Raw genomic sequence first — 20,637 nt, 5'->3', positions numbered from 1 at the left:
ACTCTACTCCTTTGACATCTATGTTTTTTTCATACCCACTGCAGGTGGCAAAGAGCCTAAATTTGTATCCAAAACAAACCTTTGAACTGAAGAAATACTCAATTCTTTTTACTAACTGACGTTCTTCCCATCACCAACAAAAATATTTTCTATATTTTTATTCACTTTTTAATCGATAGAGCTTTCTTGGTTTCTTTTTTGGAACTCGCTTAACACCAACTTCCTCCAGAAAATCACGGTATTTAACTAAAAAATTATTACTAACAATCGGTCGACGTGGCGAGATAAGATTAATTAATTCAGTTCCTTCATAAACAGTAAAAGGAGTCTCTAGAAGATGTAATACAGTCGGATTCCAATCAAGACGTCCTTGTATTCGTTTAATTGATTCTAATAAAATCTGATAGTGATCAAAAGAAAAATCCTTTGCAGTTAAGTACCGTTCACCATCTTTAAAAGTTTGTGTTTTAAAATCAACATCTAGAAACATAACTTGTTTAGCATCATCGCCTGCATTTACTTGTTTCATAACTTGACAAGGTAAGTAAACCAAATGAGCTATAGTGATAACCCAACCACGCGGATCACGTCCTGGACTAGATACCGTCATAAGTTGTTCAACTTTTTCAAGAGGAATATCTAAACCAACTTCTTCTCTTACTTCACGAATACAAGCCTGAAAGGCATCCTCGTTTTTGTTGATAAACCCACCAACTAAAGCGTATTTGTTCTGATAAGGATGAGTTTTTCGTTTAATGACAAGAAGTTTGATTTTACCATTTACAAAGCAATAGGCTACCATATCCGCCGTCACACTTGGATTCTCATACTTAGGCAAATCCTGAGTTTTATACCACTCTAAAAAAGTTTCCTCATCAACAATTGTCTCATAATATTCTTTTTCAGACATCCCCTTAGGAATTCTTTTTATACTCATCCATTATTTCCTTTCAATTTGTTTTATTTTTTACTGAACGACTCCACTGATACCAACCTACTATACTATTTAAAGTATAAACCCAATACATAGCTTGGATATGTAAATTACTTCCCCACCAAAGATAAATACTGAATACATTGGTTGCAATCCAGAATATCCATTGTTCACGGTATAAGCCTGTCATAAGAAGCTGACCAATACCATTTGTAGCATCCGTCACACTATCCCGAAATGGTCTTTGGCTATTGATACTTTTATAAGCAAATCCCATTCCAATCCAAATCAGTGCAGTTAGACCCAAGTATTTTAACCAACCTTTCCAGTCTAACTTTCTAGCTTCAAAATGTGAAATTTTTTCCTTCTCAATTTGATTCACTCGATTAGACAACCAAGTATACAATCCGATAGGTTGCATTATAAAGAAATATACTGTAGTCAAAACTTCACCATAAAAACTAGCTTGGAAGGATAAAATCAGATAAATAGCAGAATTGATAGCACCAAAAAGATAATTACTTGCCCGTCCTTCTGCTACTAAAATAACACAGACGATTCCTGTCCAAGATGCAAACAATCCTAACCAGTCATGCTCCATTTGCCCATTTGTAAACTCCAAAATAAATGGAACACTCGAAAGCAATATAAGGTAGAGCCATTGAAAAATATTTCGTCCCCCAAATAGGTCTTGCCATACCAATTTGTAAATCCCTGAGGCTCCTTGCTTTTTTGTCGCCATCCAAACATTTGTAAAATTATTTGAAAAATCTCTAATTTTTTGCTTTGCAATACGATAAAAGGTTGCTTGGGGAGTTTTTTTAACGCTTGTGTGTTTTTCTACCATCTATTTTACCACTTTCTTTTTTAATCCGCATTATAAATTTTATCAATCGCATCTTTTGCAGCCTGATAATTACCTATATAATCACTAGCCAAATGGAATACGGGGATATTCGCTAGGTAACGCTCTCTAAGTTCTTCTAAATAAGCTGAGAAATCTTGTCTAATTTTTTCATCTGACATAGTCATGTCTCGAAAACCATCATTTACATAGTGGCCTACAGGCTGAACAAATAGTATCAAATCCCATTTTTCCTTAATTAAAATACTAGCGAAGAGATTATCAAATGTGTCGGTTTCATCGTCTTGTTCTCTACTATCTTTGAGATAATAATCATAATATCCTTTTGTGACTAAAGAGTTGGTATCAGCGATAACCAAACCACGATTAGCATTACTATCTATCAGATTAGAAGTCTGAGCATACTGCCCCAAAAGTAAGTAATAATAATCTTTTGGTGTTAACTCGTCATCTCGTACATTGTTTTTAATTTGATACTCTCTTGCATATTCTAAACTAACAGGAGCATCATAAAATCTGGCCAAATCCTTAGCTAAGGTTGTTTTTCCATTACTAGCTGAACCAATAATTAAAACCTTTTTCGTGAACTGTCTTCTGAAAGGTTGAGCAATAAATCTCCAGTATTTGCTTGGATTTTCTCTTATCATAGTTGCAGAAATACCAAATTGTCTTTCTTCAAGGCAACAAGTAAAACCACGATTTTCAAGCTCCTTTTTATAGTCAGCTTCTCCAACAAAAAAATCAATTCCTCTCCTTGTGGATTATAATGGATTAACTCAAGCAGAGCTGGTAACCATAATCCCCATCCTAAAGGATATCGAGGAAAATCAGTCTCATTCAACTTAAATACTTCAGTTAATTCATCATCCCTAAAAGTCTCCCTGATATATCGAAAACGTTTTTGTAAAGTTAATCCAACTTCTTGCCCACGATCACCATCAAAACCAGAAACAATCACACGAACTCTATCATAGTATCGTTTCGCCTCTTGAATTAGATCAATATGTCCTTGATGTAAAGGAGCAAAAGTTCCAAATACTACAGCTACTTTTTCTCTCATAATCCACCTTTTTATTTTTTTATATATTTGATTATATTTTTATTATAATTTATATTTTTGTTTTGTCAAGTATTTTTATAATTTTTTATAAAAAATAGGACTAATTTTGAAAGTAACTAAATCGTCTAATTACAATTTAATCTAAAATCAAGACTCTATAATTTCTGTAGTAGGTAAAGCTACTTCAGAAATTATGAAGCCTATTTGTTTAGAAAAGGTCCCATAAAACCTATAATAAAAGTGAAAAACAACTCATTGTAAAGAATCATATGAAACAAAGATGAACAATTCTAAAATAAAGGAAAGATTATTTTTTCTAAAATGTCCGTTTTGATGTTTGAAATGTTAAAAAAAGAAGCAGATGACTCTGCTCCTTTTAACATTTATGTTTTCATCTACCCACTACAATTGGCAAAGAGCTCCCATTCTTAGTTCTTCATGTATAATCAGTCTTGAACTAGTAAAAATTAATTAAATAGTGTTTTTTTCATGAAAAGTTTTTAAGTTTAACTTTCTTAGCTATCTAGCACATTTTACATAATTCTAGAAAGTTTAATAAATTGTGGTTATGCTGTACAAAACAACTCTTTTTTACTAGAACCAATTCATCAGTTTCATGATATAAAGATTGAGTTGTACTTGGCGTGAATAGTAATAGTTTCCTCCATTAACATATAGCTCTGCTCCGTTTAATAGTGCGATTGGATTGAGATAAAAATAAGTCTGCCCTTCTAAATTTCCCAAACTGGGTGCTACTACTTCCTTCGAGTAGGTTTTGGCCACATCTAATGTATTTTCTCCACCATTTTGAGAAACATAATCAATGTATCCACTTCCAAAATTGTAAGCCTGAACTGCTGTCCATGCATCTACGTTTGCACTTGTCGCTTTATTTAGATTATCAGATAAAGTTTGAATTCCTTGACGAATGCTTGTCTTGTTATCTGTGATCGTATTCGTTTGTCCAGAGATAGATTCACTAGATTGCATCAAATCTACTGATTGTCCTTTAGTTTCAGTATAAATCATGGCCAAAATTAGTTCTTCATTTGCTTGTGTATCCTGTTCTGCTAAAACTTCTCTGACTACGCTTCTATAAGTCATAACTTGCTTTACATTTTGATACACTTGGGCTGTTTTGTAACCGACAAATAGTAGAAAAAGGAGAACTAGTATTCTACGTATCAATTTAAACATTATTTACTTTGAATATCCTCGATATTTTTGATTAAGATAGAATAAGTTCCATTGTCGTTTTGGATAAACTCAACAGACTCGGCGTCTTGATAGACGTTATTGGGAACGATGAGCTCAATTCCATTTGACAAGGAGAGTTTTTGGTTTTCAAATTTCTTAAGCTGCCTGCTGGCATCAATTTCATCGAACTGAACTGGTTCTGGCACGGCTTCTTTGACTTGGTCAATAAAGCTCAATCGAGCTGTCAGATTGTTATCAAAAAGGTCGTTAGCCAATTTCTCAGGAGACAGTTCATTGCTTTCTTCCAGATTGTTGAAAATCGCTGATTTGACCTTGGATTGAAATTGGAAGTCATCTGTGTTAAAAGTTTCAGCAATTCTCTGGGCCGTTTTTTCCAGCTCCTTGATGGATTTCTTTGGTGAAATCTTAGGGGCAACGGCAAGGAGATTGTCTGAAAAGTAGTTCAAAAAAGTCCCATTGTACTTGATGCGTTTCTCGATGAGGTGGTACTTGCGATTTTGAAGATTGACCACCAAGGCCTCATCAGCCCCCGTTCCAAATCCAGGCAGGTTATTCTGAGTCAGCTTGATTGGATTATCAACTTCTCCACCGAGGTGGGTCAAGGTCTCACGCAGAGCAATGCGCAAGAAAGCGAAATGTTCCACGCCTTCTTTAGAAAACTGAACAAAAACCAAGTCATTGGTCTTGAGATTTTCAGAAATGCTAAACTCCTCTTTCCAGAGATTAGCCAGTGTTACTGATGTCTCCAACAAATCATCTGTGATGTGATTGAAGAAGGGATTTTCTTCTTCGAAAATCCCAGTCTTGGCTTCATCTGAATACACGCGTTCGATTTTTTTGCGTAGGTATTCCTCGATTTTTGGAGTGATATTGAGAAACTTATCCGCTAGAAACAGCTCGGTATCATCCGGACTGAACTGATGGATAATAGCTTTCTTAATATAAATGTCCATAAAAATATTAGTCCTCGTATAGTGGGAAGGCATCTGTCAACGCTTTGACTTCACTTCTCACTTCTTCTAAGACAGCTTCATTTCCTGCATTCTTAAGGGTTTTAATGATAAGTTCAGCCACTTTGCGACTTTCTTCTTCACCAAATCCACGTGCAGTAATGGCTGCAGATCCGATACGAATCCCACTAGTCTTAAATGGGGACAAGGTTTCATAAGGGATGGAGTTTTTGTTGAGAGTGATATGGACTTCATCCAGCAGGTTTTGGGCCACCTTTCCATTTTCCACTACCTTGGTCACATCGACAAGGAAGAGGTGGTTTTCAGTGCCACCTGAAATCACACGGAAGTCAGGATCTTGCAGAAAGACTTGAGCCATAGCTTGGCTATTTTTGATGACAGCTACAGCATATTCTTTGAAGGCTGGGTCCAAAACTTCTTTGAAGGAAACGGCCTTAGCAGCCACAACATGCTCTAAAGGACCGCCTTGAATACCAGGGAAAATAGCTGAGTTGATTTTCTTAGCTAGATCCTCATCATTTGTCAAAATCAAGCCACCACGAGGTCCACGAAGGGTTTTGTGGGTTGTTGTTGTAGTGATATGAGCGTATGGTACTGGACTTGGGTGAAGACCAGCTGCTACCAAACCAGCGATATGAGCCATGTCCACCATGAGCTTAGCCCCAACAGCATCAGCAATTTCACGGAATTTTGAGAAGTCGATAATTTGAGAATAGGCTGAAGCACCTGCTACGATTAGTTTTGGTTTGACTTCTTGGGCTTGTTTCAAGATAGCATCAAAGTCCAAAAGTTCCGTTTCAGGATCCACACTATAGGAAACAAAGTTGTAGGTTTGACCAGAGAAGCTAACTGGAGCTCCGTGGGTCAAGTGTCCACCTGCTGCCAAATCCATCCCCATAACGGTATCACCTGGCTCAATCAAGGCCATGTAAGCCGCACAGTTGGCTTGGCTTCCAGAATGAGGTTGGACATTGGCGAATTTGGCACCGAAAATTTCTTTTGCACGTTCAATAGCTAGGGTTTCTACCACGTCTACTACATCGGTTCCACCATAATAACGGCGTCCTGGGTAACCCTCGGCATATTTGTTTGTCAAGATAGACCCTTGAGCTGCCATAACAGCCTTGGAAACAACGTTTTCGGAAGCAATTAACTCAATGTTGTTTTGTTGGCGTTCTTCTTCTTTGGCAATAGCATTCCAGAGATCAGTATCGTATGCTTTAAAATCGTCTTTGTCAAAAATCATAGGTCTTCTCCTTTATAGTGTGACTGGTCCTTTGGTTTGTTTTTCAATAAGAAAATAAACTAAAAGATGCGAATAAACCGTTTCTGCATTTTATCACAAGTATAACCAACTTTTTCATAAAATGCATGAGCACCCAGACGATGATCGGCAGAATTTAAGCGGATAAACCCATAACCACGTCTTTTTGCTTCTTGATCCAACCCTTGCAGTAAGCTTTTACCGATACCTTGCCCTTGTGCTTGAGGCGAAACCGCTAAGCCTAAAATATTAAAACCTGCTTTGGAATAGAGGGATTCATAAACTTCAGCATGGACATATCCAAGTAGGACATGGCTGGCTTCATCCTCATAGCCAAGTAGGAAATGATGAGAATCCTGAGACAGTCTAGCTAGTTGACTAGCTGTGTCCTCTGGACTAAAAGAATAACCCAAAGCATCTTGGTTGATCTCACATATAGCTTTTACATCAGTTTCTCTTAAATTTCTTAGCATTTCATGCCTCCTCAAAATAAATCTCTGGCAACCGAGCAAGAATATCTTCTCGTTTAATTGCCCCTTGGCGCAAGATTTTCACCTTGTCTCCAGACAAATCCAAAATAGTTGAATCCTGTCCAGTTAGAAAAGCGTCGTCCTCCAGCCCCAAAACCTCTTGGTCAAAGTCCTCTAGAATTTGAGCAAAGGTTACGCCACTTGCCTGACCTGAAATATTGGCAGACGGACCGATCAAAGGACCTGTCTCTCGGATCAAATCAAGTGTAATGGGGTGACTGGGCATCCGAAATCCGACAGTTGCAAGACCAGAGTTGACCCAATAGGGAACTCGGTCATTAGCTTCGAGGATAATGGTCAAGGGACCCGGTAAAAAGGCCTCTACAAGTTTTTGGAGATAAGTTGGCTGATTCTTTGAAAAGTGCAAGATGTCCTCAAGAGAAGCGACATTAAGATTGAGTGCCTTTTCTCTAGGACGACGTTTGAGCTGGTAAACATGGTCGACAGCTTTTTCATCTAAGGCCTTAGCAAAAAGACCGTAAACCGTCTCGGTTGGTAGAACAACAGCCCCACCCATTTCCAACTCTTGTCTAATCCTGTCCATCATCAACTACAACCATCCTATCTTGACCAAATTGGTCCTTGAGTGTTCGTACCCGTTTTTCAGGAAGATGTTTCCTAAAAAGCGCAGGAACACTTTGACCTTGCTTGTATCCAATTTCAAGGTAAATCTTACCACCATCTGTGAGATATTCTTTTGCATTTTCCGCAATTCTGCGGTAAATAGCTAGGCCATCCTCATCTGCAAAGAGAGCTAGATGAGGTTCTGAATGCAAAACATTCAAACCAACCTCTGACTCATCTTCTCGAGAGATATAGGGTGGATTGGATACAATTATATCATATTTTTCAGAAATTTCTGCAAAACAATCAGATTTTTTGAAAAGTATATTGAGTTTTTGATTTTTAGCATTCTCAGATGCAAGCTCTAATGCATCTTGGGAAATATCTGCTGCGGCCACTGACCAATCTGGTCTGTTTTTAGCTAATCCAAGAGCTATGGCGCCACTTCCAGTCCCGATATCTAGAATCTTAAGATTTTCCTCAGGATTTTCTGTGAGGATGAGCTCCACCAACTCCTCTGTTTCTGGACGAGGAATCAAAACCCGCTCATCTACTGTTAAAGTCATCCCATAAAAATCTGTCTGACCAATCAGGTATTGAGCTGGCTTATGGGCCGCTAATTGCTGATAAATTTCTTTTACAAAAGTTTCTTCCTCTTGCGTCATTTCTTCTTGGAGAGCAAAAACGAAGTCAGTAAACGAAAGACCTTTTAAGCTTCGATAGACAAAAGAGAGGCTTTCTGCTTCCTCTCCTACTTTCACTAACTCCTTCTCATAACAGTCTAGCAGTTGAACTAATTTCATTACTTATTCAATTCTTCTAGTTTTTGCGTTTGGTCATAGAGTACTAGAGCATCAACCACTTCATCTAGCTTACCTGATAAGATGGTATCGAGTTTTTGAAGAGTCAAGCCGATACGGTGGTCTGTGACACGATTTTGCGGGAAGTTGTAGGTACGGATCCGTTCTGAGCGGTCCCCTGTACCAATGGTCGATTTCCGCTCGGCGTCTTGTTCATCTTGGGCAATCTGAGCAAAATGATCTGCCACTCGCGCTCGGATAATCTTCATAGCCTTATCCCGATTTTTCTGTTGCGTACGCTCTTCCTGCATTTCTACTTTGATATTAGTTGGCAAATGAACAATTCGAACTGCCGTCGCAACCTTATTGACGTTCTGTCCACCAGCACCAGAGGCATGGTAGATGTCGACACGAAGATCTTTTGGATCGATGTCGTATTCAACATCCTCTATTTCTGGCATAATAAGGACGGTTGCAGTTGAAGTATGCACCCTACCTTGACTTTCTGTTACAGGGACCCGTTGAACACGGTGAGCACCTGATTCATACTTAAGTTTGGAATAAACGGATTGACCTGATACCATCGCAACAACTTCCTTAATCCCGCCAACTCCATTATAAGAAGCTTCCATGACTTCAAAGCGCCAACCTTGTCCTTCCGCAAATTTTTGGTACATTTGAAGCAAATCACCCGCAAATAGTGCCGCTTCGTCGCCACCAGCTGCTCCACGGATTTCTAGGATAATGTTTTTGTCGTCGTTTGGATCCTTTGGAAGGAGCAAGATTTTCAGTTTCTCTTCGTATTCTTCTTTTTCAGACTTAGCATCCTTAAGCTCTTGTTTGGCCATTTCTTCCAAATCCGCATCTCCGCCTGATTCCTTAATCATCTCTTCAGCATCAATGATGTTTTGAAGAACTTGTTTGTACTCACGGTAGGCTGTTACCGTATCACGAGTGGAAGCTTCTTCTTTTGAAAGCTCCATGAAACGCTTGGTATCAGAGACCACATCTGGGTCACTCAGCAATTCTCCTAATTCTTCATATCGGTCTTCTACAGCTTGTAGTTGATCATAGATGTTCATTTTTTCTCCTTATTTCTCAATTATTAAATCATAGATTGCTACTACTTCGTTCTCAAATATTTCCCCAGTTTCTTTAAATCCATAACTGAGGTAACAAGATCTTGCATGTTCATTTTCTGGTTCATAAGACAACCAAAGTTTATTGCCTAAACCTGCTGGCGCTGTCCGAACATAGTCCAGTACTTTATCCATAATTGGTTTAAAATATCTTTGATTTTGAAAATCCTTATCAATCATAAAACGAAATAGTAAATAATTTCCACTACTAATTCCGATCTTTTTATCATAAGCTATCATCACAAAACCTATAATTGCATCATTATCATAAACTGCCAATGGTGCTACAAAATCTCCATTTTTAGTGTAGATATATGCTTCAGCTAAACTAATTGCGCTGGTTGCAATGAATTGTTTTTGATATGACTTGACATCCAAATTCAAAATATCAAAATAATTTCCCATTGCAACATCTTTTAAGTTCAATTGTCATAGTTTTGCTCCTTGTTAGATGCTATCATTGGTGCAAAATAATGTTTACGGCAAACTGAAATGTAGGTTTCATGCCCTCCTATTTGAATCTGCTCTCCATCATATACTGGCATCCCCGCTTGAGTTCGCAAAACCATGGTCGCTTTCTTGGAGCAATATTGACAGATCGTTTTAATTTCATCAATCTTATCTGCTAAAAGCAAGAGGTGTTTCGAACCTTCGAAGAGTTCATTACGAAAGTCATTTTTTAGTCCAAAAGCCATGACAGGAATGTCTAATTCATCAACAACACGGGCTAAATCATATACATGATGACGTTTGAGAAACTGTGCTTCATCAATTAAGACACAGTAAGGTTTTACAGATAGTTTTTGAATCATACCAAAGATATCCGTAGTATCCTCAATAGCAATTGCTTTTCGCTTCATTCCAATCCTGCTAGAAACATAACCAACACCATCACGGGTGTCTAAAGCTGAGGTCATAATCACGACACCTTTCCCTTGTTCCTCATAATTATAAGCGACCTTCAGAATTTCAATGGTTTTTCCTGAATTCATGGTTCCATAACGGTAATACAACTGTGCCATGCTTTCTTTATATCCATTTCTAATTTTTGCTACATTCTAGTATAACATAATTTTCCAAAGCTTTAAACGACAAAATGTGGTAAAATAGAAGAAAAACTATTGGAGGATTGTTTATGCCATTTGTTCGAATTGACTTATTTGAAGGTCGTACCTTAGAGCAAAAAAAAGCTCTCGCTAAAGAAGTTACAGAAGCTGTTGTTCGTAATACTGGAGCGCCCCAATCAGCTGTTCATGTTATTATCAACGACATGCCAGAGGGAACCTATTTCCCACAGGGTGAGATGCGAACAAAATAAAGGAGTTAGACTCTATAATTTCTGCAGTGGGTCAGTCCACTGTAGGAATTGTGGAGCCTATTTTCTTGTATGAAAAATTCCATAAACCTAAAATGAAAAGTTAAAAACCATCATTAGAAAAAGAGAGGATAGAAAATAATTACCAATCAAAGTTATCAAACGAAATGCTTTTGACTTCTGATACTTTTAAAACTTTAAAAAAGGATTTTAATAACTTTCAACATCAAAAAAAGAGAAGACGAAACCTGTCCTCTCCAGAGTGAATCTTTGCTTGATCCCACTACAAGTTGATAAAAAACTAAAAGTTAAATTTTTTTATAATTTGCTTCAAGAGCTCGCTTGACAGCAGGACGTTCTGAAATCTTTTGGGCCCAGTCGTTAAGATTACGATAAGATTCTGCATTTAAAAACTCACGTGCTCCTGGATAAACTTTGTCATTAATCAATTGACCATACCATGACCATATAGCTATATCAGCTATCGTATAATCATTACCAGCTACGAAAAGATTCTCAGACAACACTTGATCTAATAAATCAAGTTGGCGTTTGACTTCCATTGTAAATCGATTAATCGGATACTCCAATTTTTCAGGTGCATAATGAAAGAAATGACCAAAACCACCACCTACAAATGGTGCTGCACCTGTTTGCCAAAATAGCCAATTTAATACCTCAGTTCTAGCAGCTAGATCCGAAGGAAAGAAAGCACCAAATTTATCTGCTAAATATAACAAAATGTTTGCTGATTCAAAAACACGAATTGGTTTCTCAACTGATCTGTCTAATAATGCAGGAATTTTAGAATTCGGATTAACCTTAACAAAATCTGACCCAAATTGTTCCCCATCCATGATGCTGATTTTATATAAATCATATGTAGCAGGAAGTCCCAATTCAAGTAATTCTTCTAACAAAATCGTGACTTTAACTCCATTAGGTGTTCCTAATGAATAAACTTGTAAGTCAGCTTCTCCAACAGGTAAATTTTGCAAAAAACGTGCTCCTGCAGTTGGACGGTTAATTCCAGAAAAACGTCCTTGATTACTATCTTCTGCAGACCATACTTTGGGTAATTGATACTCAGACATCTGATTCCTCCATTTTATTTTTTATTCTTATCAAACTTTTACACAAAATCAAGAACTATTTGTCCTTATTTACCAACAAATACTCTCTAGCATATAAAAACGACAATCAATCCTTCCACAGATTCATAGCATCTAAAAATTCTTTTGAAACCGTCACATTTTGTGGATTAGTTTGTTCTCGTTCTTCTCTTCGCTGTTCCACTTGCAATACTGTCGTGATTCCTTCTCTGCGCCAATTTCTTAAAATAGCTTGGATATAGTTCCAACTAGTTTTGCCATTAAAGACCGCTTCACGAAGTGCAGCTTTAATCAGCTCACTATCCACCTTATCTTCTTGAACAAACTTGGTCAAGTCTTCAATTTCAAAAGGAGTTAAGAGTCTACCAAGTTCCTGTTGGAAGGTCTCAATTAGATCTTTCAATTTATTTTTAGGAGCTTTATGAATATTGTCTACATTTTTTGATTCAACAATTTTGTCTAAACGTTCTAAAACAGGTGAAGCATCAAAAAGAACCTCTACTTCCCCATCTAATTCAATCGTTTTTACTAGCAACAATCCCTCTGTCGTCAAACGATTAATGATTTGGTTCACATCAGAAGTAGTTTTTCCAATACTTATAGCAATTTTACTAGGAGCAATGTCACCAACCAATGTCGTATTATGAAGATAGAAATATTGCCAGACTAGAAAATCCTCTGCTTGCTTAAAAATATCCTTAAAATGAAAAAGCAAGGCACTTGGTAGAACCAAGTTACCTGACTGATAATTTGTTACAAAACTCATTTGTTTCCTTTATAGATAGCCATAATATGAAATATCTGTTTCCAGCTCCTCTAATCGATAAGGAGTTTCTTGATAAACAGCATAATTTATCCAATTGCTAAAGAAAGTTGCTGCTGCTAGATTCCACCTCATTCGTGGTTGCTTCAGAACATTGTCATCATCATAGTAATTAACTGGAAGTGAGGGATTAAGGCCTGCTAGTGCATCTCTTTCATACTCTTTTGCTAAAGTATCTCGATCATATTCTAAATGTCCAAAACTATATACTTCACGCATATCCCTACTTGCTAAAATAGATAACCCAACTTCCTCACCTCGTGCCAATACCTGTAAATTGCTTTTTTCTAATACATTTTCAATAGGAATATCTGTATAGCGAGAATGAGGAGCCAAAAAGCTATCATCAAATCCTGTCATCAAAGGACTTTTTGCATTTTCGACCCGTTGTTCATAAATTCCTGATAGTTTTTCACATAAGCCTACTTTTTCAATTCCATAACGGTAATAAAGTCCTGCCTGTGCTCCCCAACAGAGATGAAGTGTTGAATAGACATGACGGCGAGACCACTCAAACACTTGACTTAGTTCCTGCCAATAATCTACTTCTTCAAAAGCAAGTTTTTCAACTGGTGCACCAGTTATAATTAAACCATCATAATGATTATTCTTTATATCATCAAATGTCTTGTAAAATACTTCCATATGCTCAGCCGCCGTATTTTTCGATTCATGACTAGTCATATAAAGAAATTCTACATTCAGCTGTAAAGGTGTATTGGCCAACAAACGTAGCAACTGCGTTTCTGTAGCGACCTTAGTTGGCATAAGATTTAAAATCAAAACATTCATCGGCCGAATATCTTGATGATAAGCTCTGTGGTCGTCCATGATAAATATATTTTCCGACCGTAATATATCAACTGCTGGTAATTTCTTGTCAAGTGTAATTGGCATATAGTCTCCTATCTAAATATTTAAGATAAGCAAAAATTATTTCCTTTACCTAAAAGTTCTTACTTTATATTATAAAACAGAAGGCTATAGTTTACAATTATGGTTTTTCTTTATCTAGTTATAGTTCAAAACTATATTTAATCGATTTTTCCTTAACCACTAGACTCTATCACTCAATATAGATGAAATAGCATTTACAACTTTAATAGTGCATTAAAACTTTGTAGTCGTAATCACCAATTGCTTCACGACCTTTTAAGTCATCAAGTTCGATCAGAAAGGCACAACCCGCAACGATGCCTCCTAATTTTTCAATCATCTCGATAGTTGCTTTTACCGTACCACCTGTAGCTAACAGGTCATCGACGATAAGAACACGTTGACCTGGTTTAATAGCATCAGCATGCATTGTTAAAGTATCAATGCCATACTCTTTCTCATAATCAGCTGAAATTACTTCACGTGGAAGTTTGCCTGGCTTACGAACTGGTGCAAATCCAATACCAAGCTCAAAAGCTACTGGACATCCCACTATAAATCCGCGGGCTTCCGGTCCTACAATCATATCAATTTGCTTATCAGTCGCATATTGTACGATTTCACGTACTGCATAGCTGTATGCATTCCCGTCTGCCATCAAAGGGCTGATATCTCGGAAGGTAATCCCTTCTTTGGGATAATTTTCAATAGTTGCAATATAGTCTTTTAAATTCATAAGATTCTTTCTTTAAAAATTTTTTACTCTCTATTATAACACAATCAAGATTTTTTTGCTGAGTTGTCCGTTAGGAAATCATAAATTTCTTGAACTGTCCCTAAAGCCATCAATTCTTGATTTTTTATTGTTTTTTTCAAATCTTGATAAATAGTACTTTCGGAAATTTCTCTACGTTTCGCTTCTTTATTTACCGTCATAACCCCATCATCAATTCTTATGAAATTCAATTCCTCAAAAATTTTAATCATTTTCACCAATAGAATTTCTTGAATATGAAGATAAGTAGCCAAGTCCTTCATTTTATACCGGATGTCAAACTCCGGAAATTGATGGATCGTTTTATATAACCTAGAAAATTGCTCACGTGTTCCAAACCCCGTTAAATAATAAGCATTTACTATTTCGTTTTTAAAATAAATAGCTTTAAAATGATAATTTTGAAAAACCGTTTTTACTTTATCTATGTCTTCCGGTATATCAGCTAACACTATTTCATTTTTATCTGTTAAATCTGGTAACTTTTCAATCGAACGAAATGATAGGATTGAAATACCTTCTGGATAAGCTATGTTTTTCCCACGAATATTATAAAGCTGCACACCATTTACTCTAGCATCTACCAGCATCAATTGTAATGTAGTCTGACCGTTCCATCGATTGACTGATAGATTAACAGCTAGCTCCAAATTTTTAACTTGCGAAAACTCCGTTAACAAATGACCTTGACCAAAGGCTAAGACTTCAAATTCAGAACCGTCTTGAGATATTTTTAATTTTAAATGTGAATTTCCAGCTCCCAGAGTGCGACTTTGTACTACTTTAAAATTTCGAATCAAAAAAACAGGCTTTTTATTGTCCATCCCAAAAGGAGCAAGTTTTTCTAAATTCTTGAGTGTATCAAGACTAAGTTCTGCTAATTTTAATTCTTCATCAATGATAAGTGGTAACTTTTGCTTCAAATCTAATTGATTTTCAACAATATGTTGATGCAGTACTTCAGAAAGCTTCGTCAATTGTTCAACTGCTAAAGTCATCCCAGCTGCACCTGAGTGTCCACCAAAGGAGATAAAAAGCTCCCGATACTCATTTAAAACATCAAAGATATCAACTGCTGCTACACTTCTAGCACTCCCTTTAGCAACTCCGTCTTCTATATTTAAGAGAATAACAGGTTGGTTTAACTCTTCCAAAAGCCTTCCTGCAACAATGCCTAATACACCTGAATTCCATCCTTCTCTTGCCAAAACTTGAACCGTTTTTTCTGTATCAATCATCGTTTTTGCTTCATCATAAATTGATTGAACGATTTCTTTTCGCTCTTCATTTTTTTGATCAATCATGACAGCTAGTTCGTGAGCTTCTTCATCGTCAAAACCTGTCAACAAATCAACCGCTGGATTCGGATCATCCAAACGTCCTAAAGCATTTAAACGTGGCGCCAATTGGAAACCTACTGTTTCTTCATTAACCTCTGCTTGCTTAATTCCAGCGATTGATAACAATTCCTGCAGGCCGACACGCTGAGTATTTTGTAAAACTGCTAGACCAACTTTAACCAGTGTGCGATTTTCATCTGTCAAACTGACCATATCAGCTATGGTTCCGATAGCTACGAGATCCAACAATTCTAGTTGAACTTCTTCTAATAGAGCACATGCTAATTTAAAAGCAACCCCACATCCAGCAAGGTGCTTAAAAGGGTAGGTACTTTCTGGATGTTCAGGGTGAATAATTGCGTAAGCCTCTGGCAATTTTTCTGGCATAGAGTGATGGTCTGTAACAATAACATCAACCCCTTTATCTTGTGCCATTTTTATAGCATCAAAGCCCGATACTCCATTATCTACTGTAATAATTAATGATATTGCATGTTGTTCGATAAAGTATTTATAAACACTACTATTTGGTCCGTAACCATCTGTAAAGCGGTTCGGAAGATAAATCAAACACTCCGCACCAAGTTGCTCCAACGTTTCTTTCAAGATAGAAGCTGAAGTCATGCCATCAGCATCGTAATCACCGTAAATTAGAATCTGCTCATTCGCCTCAATTGCCTGTCGAATTCGTTCAACTGATTTTTCCATATCATGGAGTAGATAAGGATCGTGTAAACTATCTAAAGTAGGATCTATAAAGGCTTGTGCTTCTTCTACACTTTCAATCCCTCTTTCTAAGAATAGCTCCGCAACAGTTTGAGGTAAACCTATTTTTTTGGCTTCTTCTACAAATATTTCGTTTTTTGAGGTTGTAGCTAATTGCCACTCAAATTTAGAAGTAATCATTCCAATCTCCATCTACTTAATTTCATTTTAAATGAAAATCCAACCAAATCATTATACCATATTAAGGGATAGTGAAGTTCTATGTCTCTTTATTTCTCAAACATTTTATACAAAATATCAGAATAGTAACATGATAAAAACAACCGAAATCTACAAAGTAAGACTTCGGCTATTTTTAGATTGAGCGCATTACATTTGTTAACTTACAAGACAGACTCTAATAAATCATCCACTGAGTCTGACATTTCTTTTGGTGTAATTTCTACAATTTTAATACCTTCAACTGCACGTTCCACAAGTCCTTCAACATCCATTCGTGATTCATACTGTTCTGCATTTTTTAATTTTGGATTCGTTTTTGGACGGTCTGGAGCAAAAATTGTACAACAATCTTCAAATGGCTGAATTGAGATTTCAAAAGTATCAATCTTTTGTGCCAACTCAATAATTTCCAATTTATCCATTGTAACAACAGGGCGAATGATTGGTGTTGTTGTAACAGCATTAATTGCCTGCATACTTTCTAATGTCTGACTAGCTACTTGTCCTAGACTTTCACCATTGATAATCACCAAACCACCACGGACTTCTTTAATTCGGTCTGTGATTCTCATCATAAAGCGTCGCGTCAGCGTCATCAAATAAGCCTCGGGAGCCTTCTCTTTAATCTCTTCCTGAATTTCTGTGAAAGGAACTTCTATAAACTGGATATTCCCACCAAATTTAGTCAATTTTCTAGTTAAATCATGAGCTTTCTTCAATGCACCTGGACTAGTGTATGGGGGGCTTGCAAAATGAACTGCTTCAATATCAACACCACGTTTTAAAGCTAGATAGCCTGCAACTGGTGAATCAATTCCACCAGATAGCATTAGCATCCCTTTCCCAGAAGTTCCTATAGGTAATCCTCCAGCTCCACGTATCGTCTCATACGAAATGTAAGCCGCTTCCTCTCGAATCTCAACTTGCAAATTAATATCAGGTTGTTTCATTTGAGCTTTAATATTTGGAATCGCCTCAAAAACAGCTCCACCAAGGGTTTGATTCAATTCACGACTATCTAGCTCAAAATTATGATCACTTCTTTTACTTGAAATCTTAAATGTCATCCCTTCAGTATAGATCGATTTCATAATATCTTGGACTGCTTTTTTTAAATGTGGAACAGACTTTTCAATCTTGTAAACGGGTGAGAAATTTTGAATCCCAAACACTTGCTTAAGAGAAGCAGAAACTGCTTCATAACTTGCCCCGTTTAAGAAAACATGCGCGCGATCTCGATCGGCTGTAACTTTTATTTCAGGGTAGATGCTTAGTACTTGCTGAATTGAATTTCTTAGTTTATGAATGAATCGCATCCGATTTTTACCCTTAGTCGATAACTCACCATAACGAATCATAATTTCTGAATAATTCATTTTATCTCACTTTTCTTGTTTTTTCGTAAATTAGTTTAAAAGTTGTTAAAAATTGCTCTACCTGACCCATATCATTTTCCAAATCTAGACTCAAGCGAACTGCTGACTGAGCTTTATTTTTATCAATCCCCATTGCAATTAGGGTTCCTGCCGGTTTACCAGCTTTTGAGGAACAGGCACTCGTAGTAGAAATGAAAATATCAAATTCTTCAAACGCATGGACAACGACTTCTCCTCGAACCCCTTTTATCCCAAACGTTAATATATGAGGAGCAAAATTCTCAATATTGGAAAAGACGAACACATCCTCAAATTTCATCAACTCTTCCCTTATCAAGTCTCTCATTTGCCTAGTTCGTTTCTCAAACTCTTTTTGTTTCTCCATTGAAATCCTCAAGGCTCTTGCAGTAGCAGCTATACCAGCAACATTTTCAGTAGTCGAACGTTTGTCACTTTCTTGCCCACCACCCGTCAAGAGCGGATTGAGTCGTTTTCCAGACTTTATATACACAAATCCGACGCCACGTAACCCATGAATTTTATGACTAGAAAAACTAGCAAAATCAACTCGAGCTGTTAGATAACGAGTTGTTTCAATCTTAGCTAACGCCTGTACGCCATCCACATGAAAAGAAATGCTTGGTTTGTCTGATAACAAATCCGATATCTCTTTAATTGGTTGAACTGACCCAACCTCATTATTGACTGCCATGACTGAAACTAGAATTGTTTCGGGACGAATTAAATCTGCAAGTGCTGTTACATCTACAAATCCATCAGTATCAACTGGTGCAAAATCTATATCAAATCCCAATTTTTTAAGCCATACAGCAGATTCTTTGACTGCGGGGTGTTCGATAGAGGAAACAATAATGTGTTTCCCATAAGTCATTTTTTCAAGTGCTATCCCTTTTATTACCCAGTTATCACCTTCTGTTCCACCAGATGTAAAATAAATTTCAGTAACATCTTTTCCGATTAAATTTGCAATCTGTTTCCTAGAAGCTTCCAATACACGATTGGCCTGTTCCCCTAAGCGGTGCAAACTAGACGGGTTTCCAGTGATTTTACTAGAAACTTGAACAAAGGTATCCAAAACTTCAGGATAGGGTTTAGTGGTAGCTGCATTATCAAAATAAATCATACAATCACTCTTTCCTCTATATCTTTTCTAAATGTTGAGTCTTCTACATCAAACACGCTCTTATAAAGTATCTCGCTAAATTCTGTTCGATAATTTGTCTTACCTTCCATTTTACCATAAAGGGAGATTTATAGCTATTTTCAATTAAAGCTTCGAAAAAAATCCAGCATTATTTCTGATAATAGTGTATAATAGCACTATTATAAATAGTAATCTAAATCATTAATACAGTAAAGAGAGGGTATTATGTCAGCTTATTCACGTTCATCAAAACCAAAACGAAATAAAGGAGAAGCTAAGGAAAAAATTTCTAAAGGTCTTAATGCCTTTCAAAAAACTCTTGCTATTCTCGGAAGTATTCTAGGATTAATTACAGCTTCCATAACGATAAATAATGCGCTAAAGGGCAATACCGATAAATCAGAAAAAGAAACAACAACCAGCACAGTTATCATTCAACAAGGGGGAACAGTTCAAAATTCTACCGACAACACCCAACAATCTGAAACTAGTGCTCAAGAATCTACTGAATCTGAAACACTTCCCTCATCCAGTAGCACTTCTCTGTCACAAAGCAGTATTCAAGATACTGTAACCGAATCAAGTTCAGCTACTGTTACTGATTCCCAATAACTTCTACATCCCCCAAAATTTAGATAAAGGAATCTGCTAGTCTTTTCTAGCCCTTTTGTGTTCTTTCACTCCTCATATTCTAGTTTTTCATTTCATTATAGTAGAGTAGTATAAAAAATAAAGGAGATTATGCCATGATTCACCAACATGAATTTCCCATCTTAGAATTTGATGATAATCCGCTAGCGGTGATTATGCCAAATCACGAAGGACTAAATATACAGTTACCTAAAAAATGTGTCTTCGCTTTTTTAGAAGATGAAATTGAATGCTATGCTAAAAAAGTTGAGGCTAAACGCGTAGGAGAATTTGTATCTGCTACCAAAAACTATCCAGTATTTGTCATTAACTACAAAGGAGAGCCTATCTGTCTAGCGCAAGCTCCTGTGGGGGCTGCCGCAGCAGCTCAATTCTTGGACTGGTTGATCGGTTATGGGGTCTCAAAAATTATATCCACTGGAACATGTGGATCCTTGATTGATATAGAAGAAAATGCTTTTCTAATTCCAACAAGGGCTTTGAGGGATGAAGGAACTAGCTACCACTATGCTGCTCCATCACGTTATATGGACGTAAATCCGAAAGCAATTAGAACAATAATAAAAGTTTTACAAGATAAAGAAATTCCCTTCCAGCGTGTTATGACTTGGTCAACAGATGGTTTTTATCGAGAAACAATTTCTAAGGTAAAGTATCGAATCAAGGAAGGATGTGCAGTCGTAGAAATGGAATGTGCTGCCTTAGCTGCCGTTGCACAACTTCGGAAGGTACTATGGGGAGAACTCCTTTTCACCGCAGATTCCTTAGCCGAACTTGATCACTATGATAGCCGTAATTGGGGAGTTAAAGCTTTCGAACAAGCTTTAAAAATTTGTTTAGAGATTGCAAGTGAAATGTAACTATCTATATAAATCTCTGCTAAAGTGGCTATAATAAAATATCCAAAAAAG

At 36.9% G+C, this 20,637-nt stretch carries 21 protein-coding genes and 1 pseudogene; 3 read left to right on the top strand and 19 right to left on the bottom strand.

Annotated features, from left to right (window positions below; translation table 11 throughout):
- Positions 1 to 157 precede the first annotated feature (157 nt).
- The 12 genes and pseudogenes from STRDD10_RS01265 to STRDD10_RS01210 form a co-directional block, all read right to left on the bottom strand.
- Entirely contained in the window at positions 158 to 937 is a 780-nt protein-coding gene (locus STRDD10_RS01265; RefSeq protein WP_067192469.1) for an NUDIX domain-containing protein, read from the bottom strand.
- 13 nt (positions 938 to 950) lie between these two features.
- The gene (pnuC, locus tag STRDD10_RS01260; RefSeq protein WP_231853360.1) at positions 951 to 1,676 is read right to left on the bottom strand and encodes a nicotinamide riboside transporter PnuC; all 726 of its coding nucleotides are present in this window, start codon (positions 1,674 to 1,676) and stop codon (positions 951 to 953) included.
- A gap of 125 nt (positions 1,677 to 1,801) precedes the next feature.
- A pseudogene (locus STRDD10_RS01255) lies at positions 1,802 to 2,859 on the bottom strand (AAA family ATPase).
- 594 nt (positions 2,860 to 3,453) lie between these two features.
- Positions 3,454 to 4,056 carry a lysozyme family protein gene (locus STRDD10_RS01250; RefSeq protein WP_067192466.1) on the bottom strand — a complete coding sequence of 201 codons (603 nt, stop codon included), beginning with the start codon at positions 4,054 to 4,056 and terminating at the stop codon, positions 3,454 to 3,456.
- Positions 4,056 to 5,030, bottom strand: coding sequence for a nucleoid-associated protein (locus tag STRDD10_RS01245; RefSeq protein ID WP_067192464.1), 975 nt, complete (start codon positions 5,028 to 5,030; stop codon positions 4,056 to 4,058). Before STRDD10_RS01245 ends, STRDD10_RS01250 begins: the two co-directional genes overlap by 1 nt.
- 7 nt (positions 5,031 to 5,037) lie before the next feature.
- Positions 5,038 to 6,294 carry a serine hydroxymethyltransferase gene (gene glyA, locus STRDD10_RS01240; RefSeq protein WP_067192462.1) on the bottom strand — a complete coding sequence of 419 codons (1,257 nt, stop codon included), beginning with the start codon at positions 6,292 to 6,294 and terminating at the stop codon, positions 5,038 to 5,040.
- Between the two features lie 59 nt (positions 6,295 to 6,353).
- Positions 6,354 to 6,785 carry a GNAT family N-acetyltransferase gene (locus STRDD10_RS01235; RefSeq protein ID WP_067192459.1) on the bottom strand — a complete coding sequence of 144 codons (432 nt, stop codon included), beginning with the start codon at positions 6,783 to 6,785 and terminating at the stop codon, positions 6,354 to 6,356.
- Between the two features lies 1 nt (position 6,786).
- Positions 6,787 to 7,389 carry an L-threonylcarbamoyladenylate synthase gene (locus tag STRDD10_RS01230; protein WP_067192456.1) on the bottom strand — a complete coding sequence of 201 codons (603 nt, stop codon included), beginning with the start codon at positions 7,387 to 7,389 and terminating at the stop codon, positions 6,787 to 6,789.
- Positions 7,373 to 8,209 carry a peptide chain release factor N(5)-glutamine methyltransferase gene (gene prmC / locus STRDD10_RS01225; protein WP_067192453.1) on the bottom strand — a complete coding sequence of 279 codons (837 nt, stop codon included), beginning with the start codon at positions 8,207 to 8,209 and terminating at the stop codon, positions 7,373 to 7,375. Before prmC ends, STRDD10_RS01230 begins: the two co-directional genes overlap by 17 nt.
- Positions 8,209 to 9,288: a peptide chain release factor 1 gene (gene prfA / locus STRDD10_RS01220; protein WP_067192450.1), complete on the bottom strand. Its 1,080-nt coding sequence runs from the start codon at positions 9,286 to 9,288 to the stop codon at positions 8,209 to 8,211. Before prfA ends, prmC begins: the two co-directional genes overlap by 1 nt.
- Positions 9,289 to 9,297: 9 nt before the next feature.
- Entirely contained in the window at positions 9,298 to 9,750 is a 453-nt protein-coding gene (locus tag STRDD10_RS01215) for a GNAT family N-acetyltransferase (protein ID WP_067193004.1), read from the bottom strand.
- A 17-nt stretch (positions 9,751 to 9,767) separates the two neighbouring features.
- Positions 9,768 to 10,367 carry a thymidine kinase gene (locus STRDD10_RS01210; RefSeq protein ID WP_067192448.1) on the bottom strand — a complete coding sequence of 200 codons (600 nt, stop codon included), beginning with the start codon at positions 10,365 to 10,367 and terminating at the stop codon, positions 9,768 to 9,770.
- Between the two features lie 113 nt (positions 10,368 to 10,480).
- Between STRDD10_RS01210 and STRDD10_RS01205 the strand changes: the two genes are divergently transcribed.
- Positions 10,481 to 10,663, top strand: a complete 183-nt coding sequence (locus tag STRDD10_RS01205) for a 4-oxalocrotonate tautomerase (RefSeq protein ID WP_001117401.1) — start codon at positions 10,481 to 10,483, stop codon at positions 10,661 to 10,663.
- A 305-nt stretch (positions 10,664 to 10,968) separates the two neighbouring features.
- Here the strand turns inward: STRDD10_RS01205 and yghU are convergent, their stop codons facing one another.
- The 7 genes from yghU to STRDD10_RS01170 all read right to left on the bottom strand — a co-directional run bounded on the left by yghU (position 10,969) and on the right by STRDD10_RS01170 (position 19,054).
- Positions 10,969 to 11,754 carry a glutathione-dependent disulfide-bond oxidoreductase gene (gene yghU, locus STRDD10_RS01200; protein ID WP_067192447.1) on the bottom strand — a complete coding sequence of 262 codons (786 nt, stop codon included), beginning with the start codon at positions 11,752 to 11,754 and terminating at the stop codon, positions 10,969 to 10,971.
- 106 nt (positions 11,755 to 11,860) lie between these two features.
- Positions 11,861 to 12,538, bottom strand: a complete 678-nt coding sequence (locus STRDD10_RS01195) for a DnaD domain-containing protein (protein ID WP_067192444.1) — start codon at positions 12,536 to 12,538, stop codon at positions 11,861 to 11,863.
- Between the two features lie 9 nt (positions 12,539 to 12,547).
- Entirely contained in the window at positions 12,548 to 13,492 is a 945-nt protein-coding gene (metA, locus tag STRDD10_RS01190) for a homoserine O-acetyltransferase MetA (protein WP_067192442.1), read from the bottom strand.
- A gap of 202 nt (positions 13,493 to 13,694) precedes the next feature.
- The gene (locus tag STRDD10_RS01185; RefSeq protein WP_067192439.1) at positions 13,695 to 14,207 is read right to left on the bottom strand and encodes an adenine phosphoribosyltransferase; all 513 of its coding nucleotides are present in this window, start codon (positions 14,205 to 14,207) and stop codon (positions 13,695 to 13,697) included.
- A 44-nt stretch (positions 14,208 to 14,251) separates the two neighbouring features.
- On the bottom strand, positions 14,252 to 16,492 hold the full coding sequence (gene recJ, locus STRDD10_RS01180; protein WP_067192437.1) for a single-stranded-DNA-specific exonuclease RecJ: 2,241 nt from the start codon (positions 16,490 to 16,492) through the stop codon (positions 14,252 to 14,254).
- Positions 16,493 to 16,695: 203 nt separating this feature from the next.
- On the bottom strand, positions 16,696 to 17,910 hold the full coding sequence (gene thiI / locus STRDD10_RS01175; protein WP_067192434.1) for a tRNA uracil 4-sulfurtransferase ThiI: 1,215 nt from the start codon (positions 17,908 to 17,910) through the stop codon (positions 16,696 to 16,698).
- 1 nt (position 17,911) lies between these two features.
- Positions 17,912 to 19,054, bottom strand: a complete 1,143-nt coding sequence (locus STRDD10_RS01170; RefSeq protein WP_067192432.1) for a cysteine desulfurase family protein — start codon at positions 19,052 to 19,054, stop codon at positions 17,912 to 17,914.
- A 246-nt stretch (positions 19,055 to 19,300) separates the two neighbouring features.
- Here STRDD10_RS01170 and STRDD10_RS01165 point away from each other — a divergent pair, with 246 nt between their 5' ends.
- Positions 19,301 to 19,687, top strand: coding sequence for a DUF6556 family protein (locus tag STRDD10_RS01165; protein ID WP_067192429.1), 387 nt, complete (start codon positions 19,301 to 19,303; stop codon positions 19,685 to 19,687).
- A gap of 134 nt (positions 19,688 to 19,821) precedes the next feature.
- Positions 19,822 to 20,586, top strand: coding sequence for a nucleoside phosphorylase (locus STRDD10_RS01160; RefSeq protein WP_067192428.1), 765 nt, complete (start codon positions 19,822 to 19,824; stop codon positions 20,584 to 20,586).
- Positions 20,587 to 20,637 lie beyond the last annotated feature (51 nt).

The organism is Streptococcus sp. DD10, from assembly GCF_001578805.1.
Taxonomy (GTDB): domain Bacteria; phylum Bacillota; class Bacilli; order Lactobacillales; family Streptococcaceae; genus Streptococcus.
The sequence above is the reverse complement of the archived record's forward strand: the minus strand, read 5'-3'. Positions and strand labels throughout refer to the sequence as shown.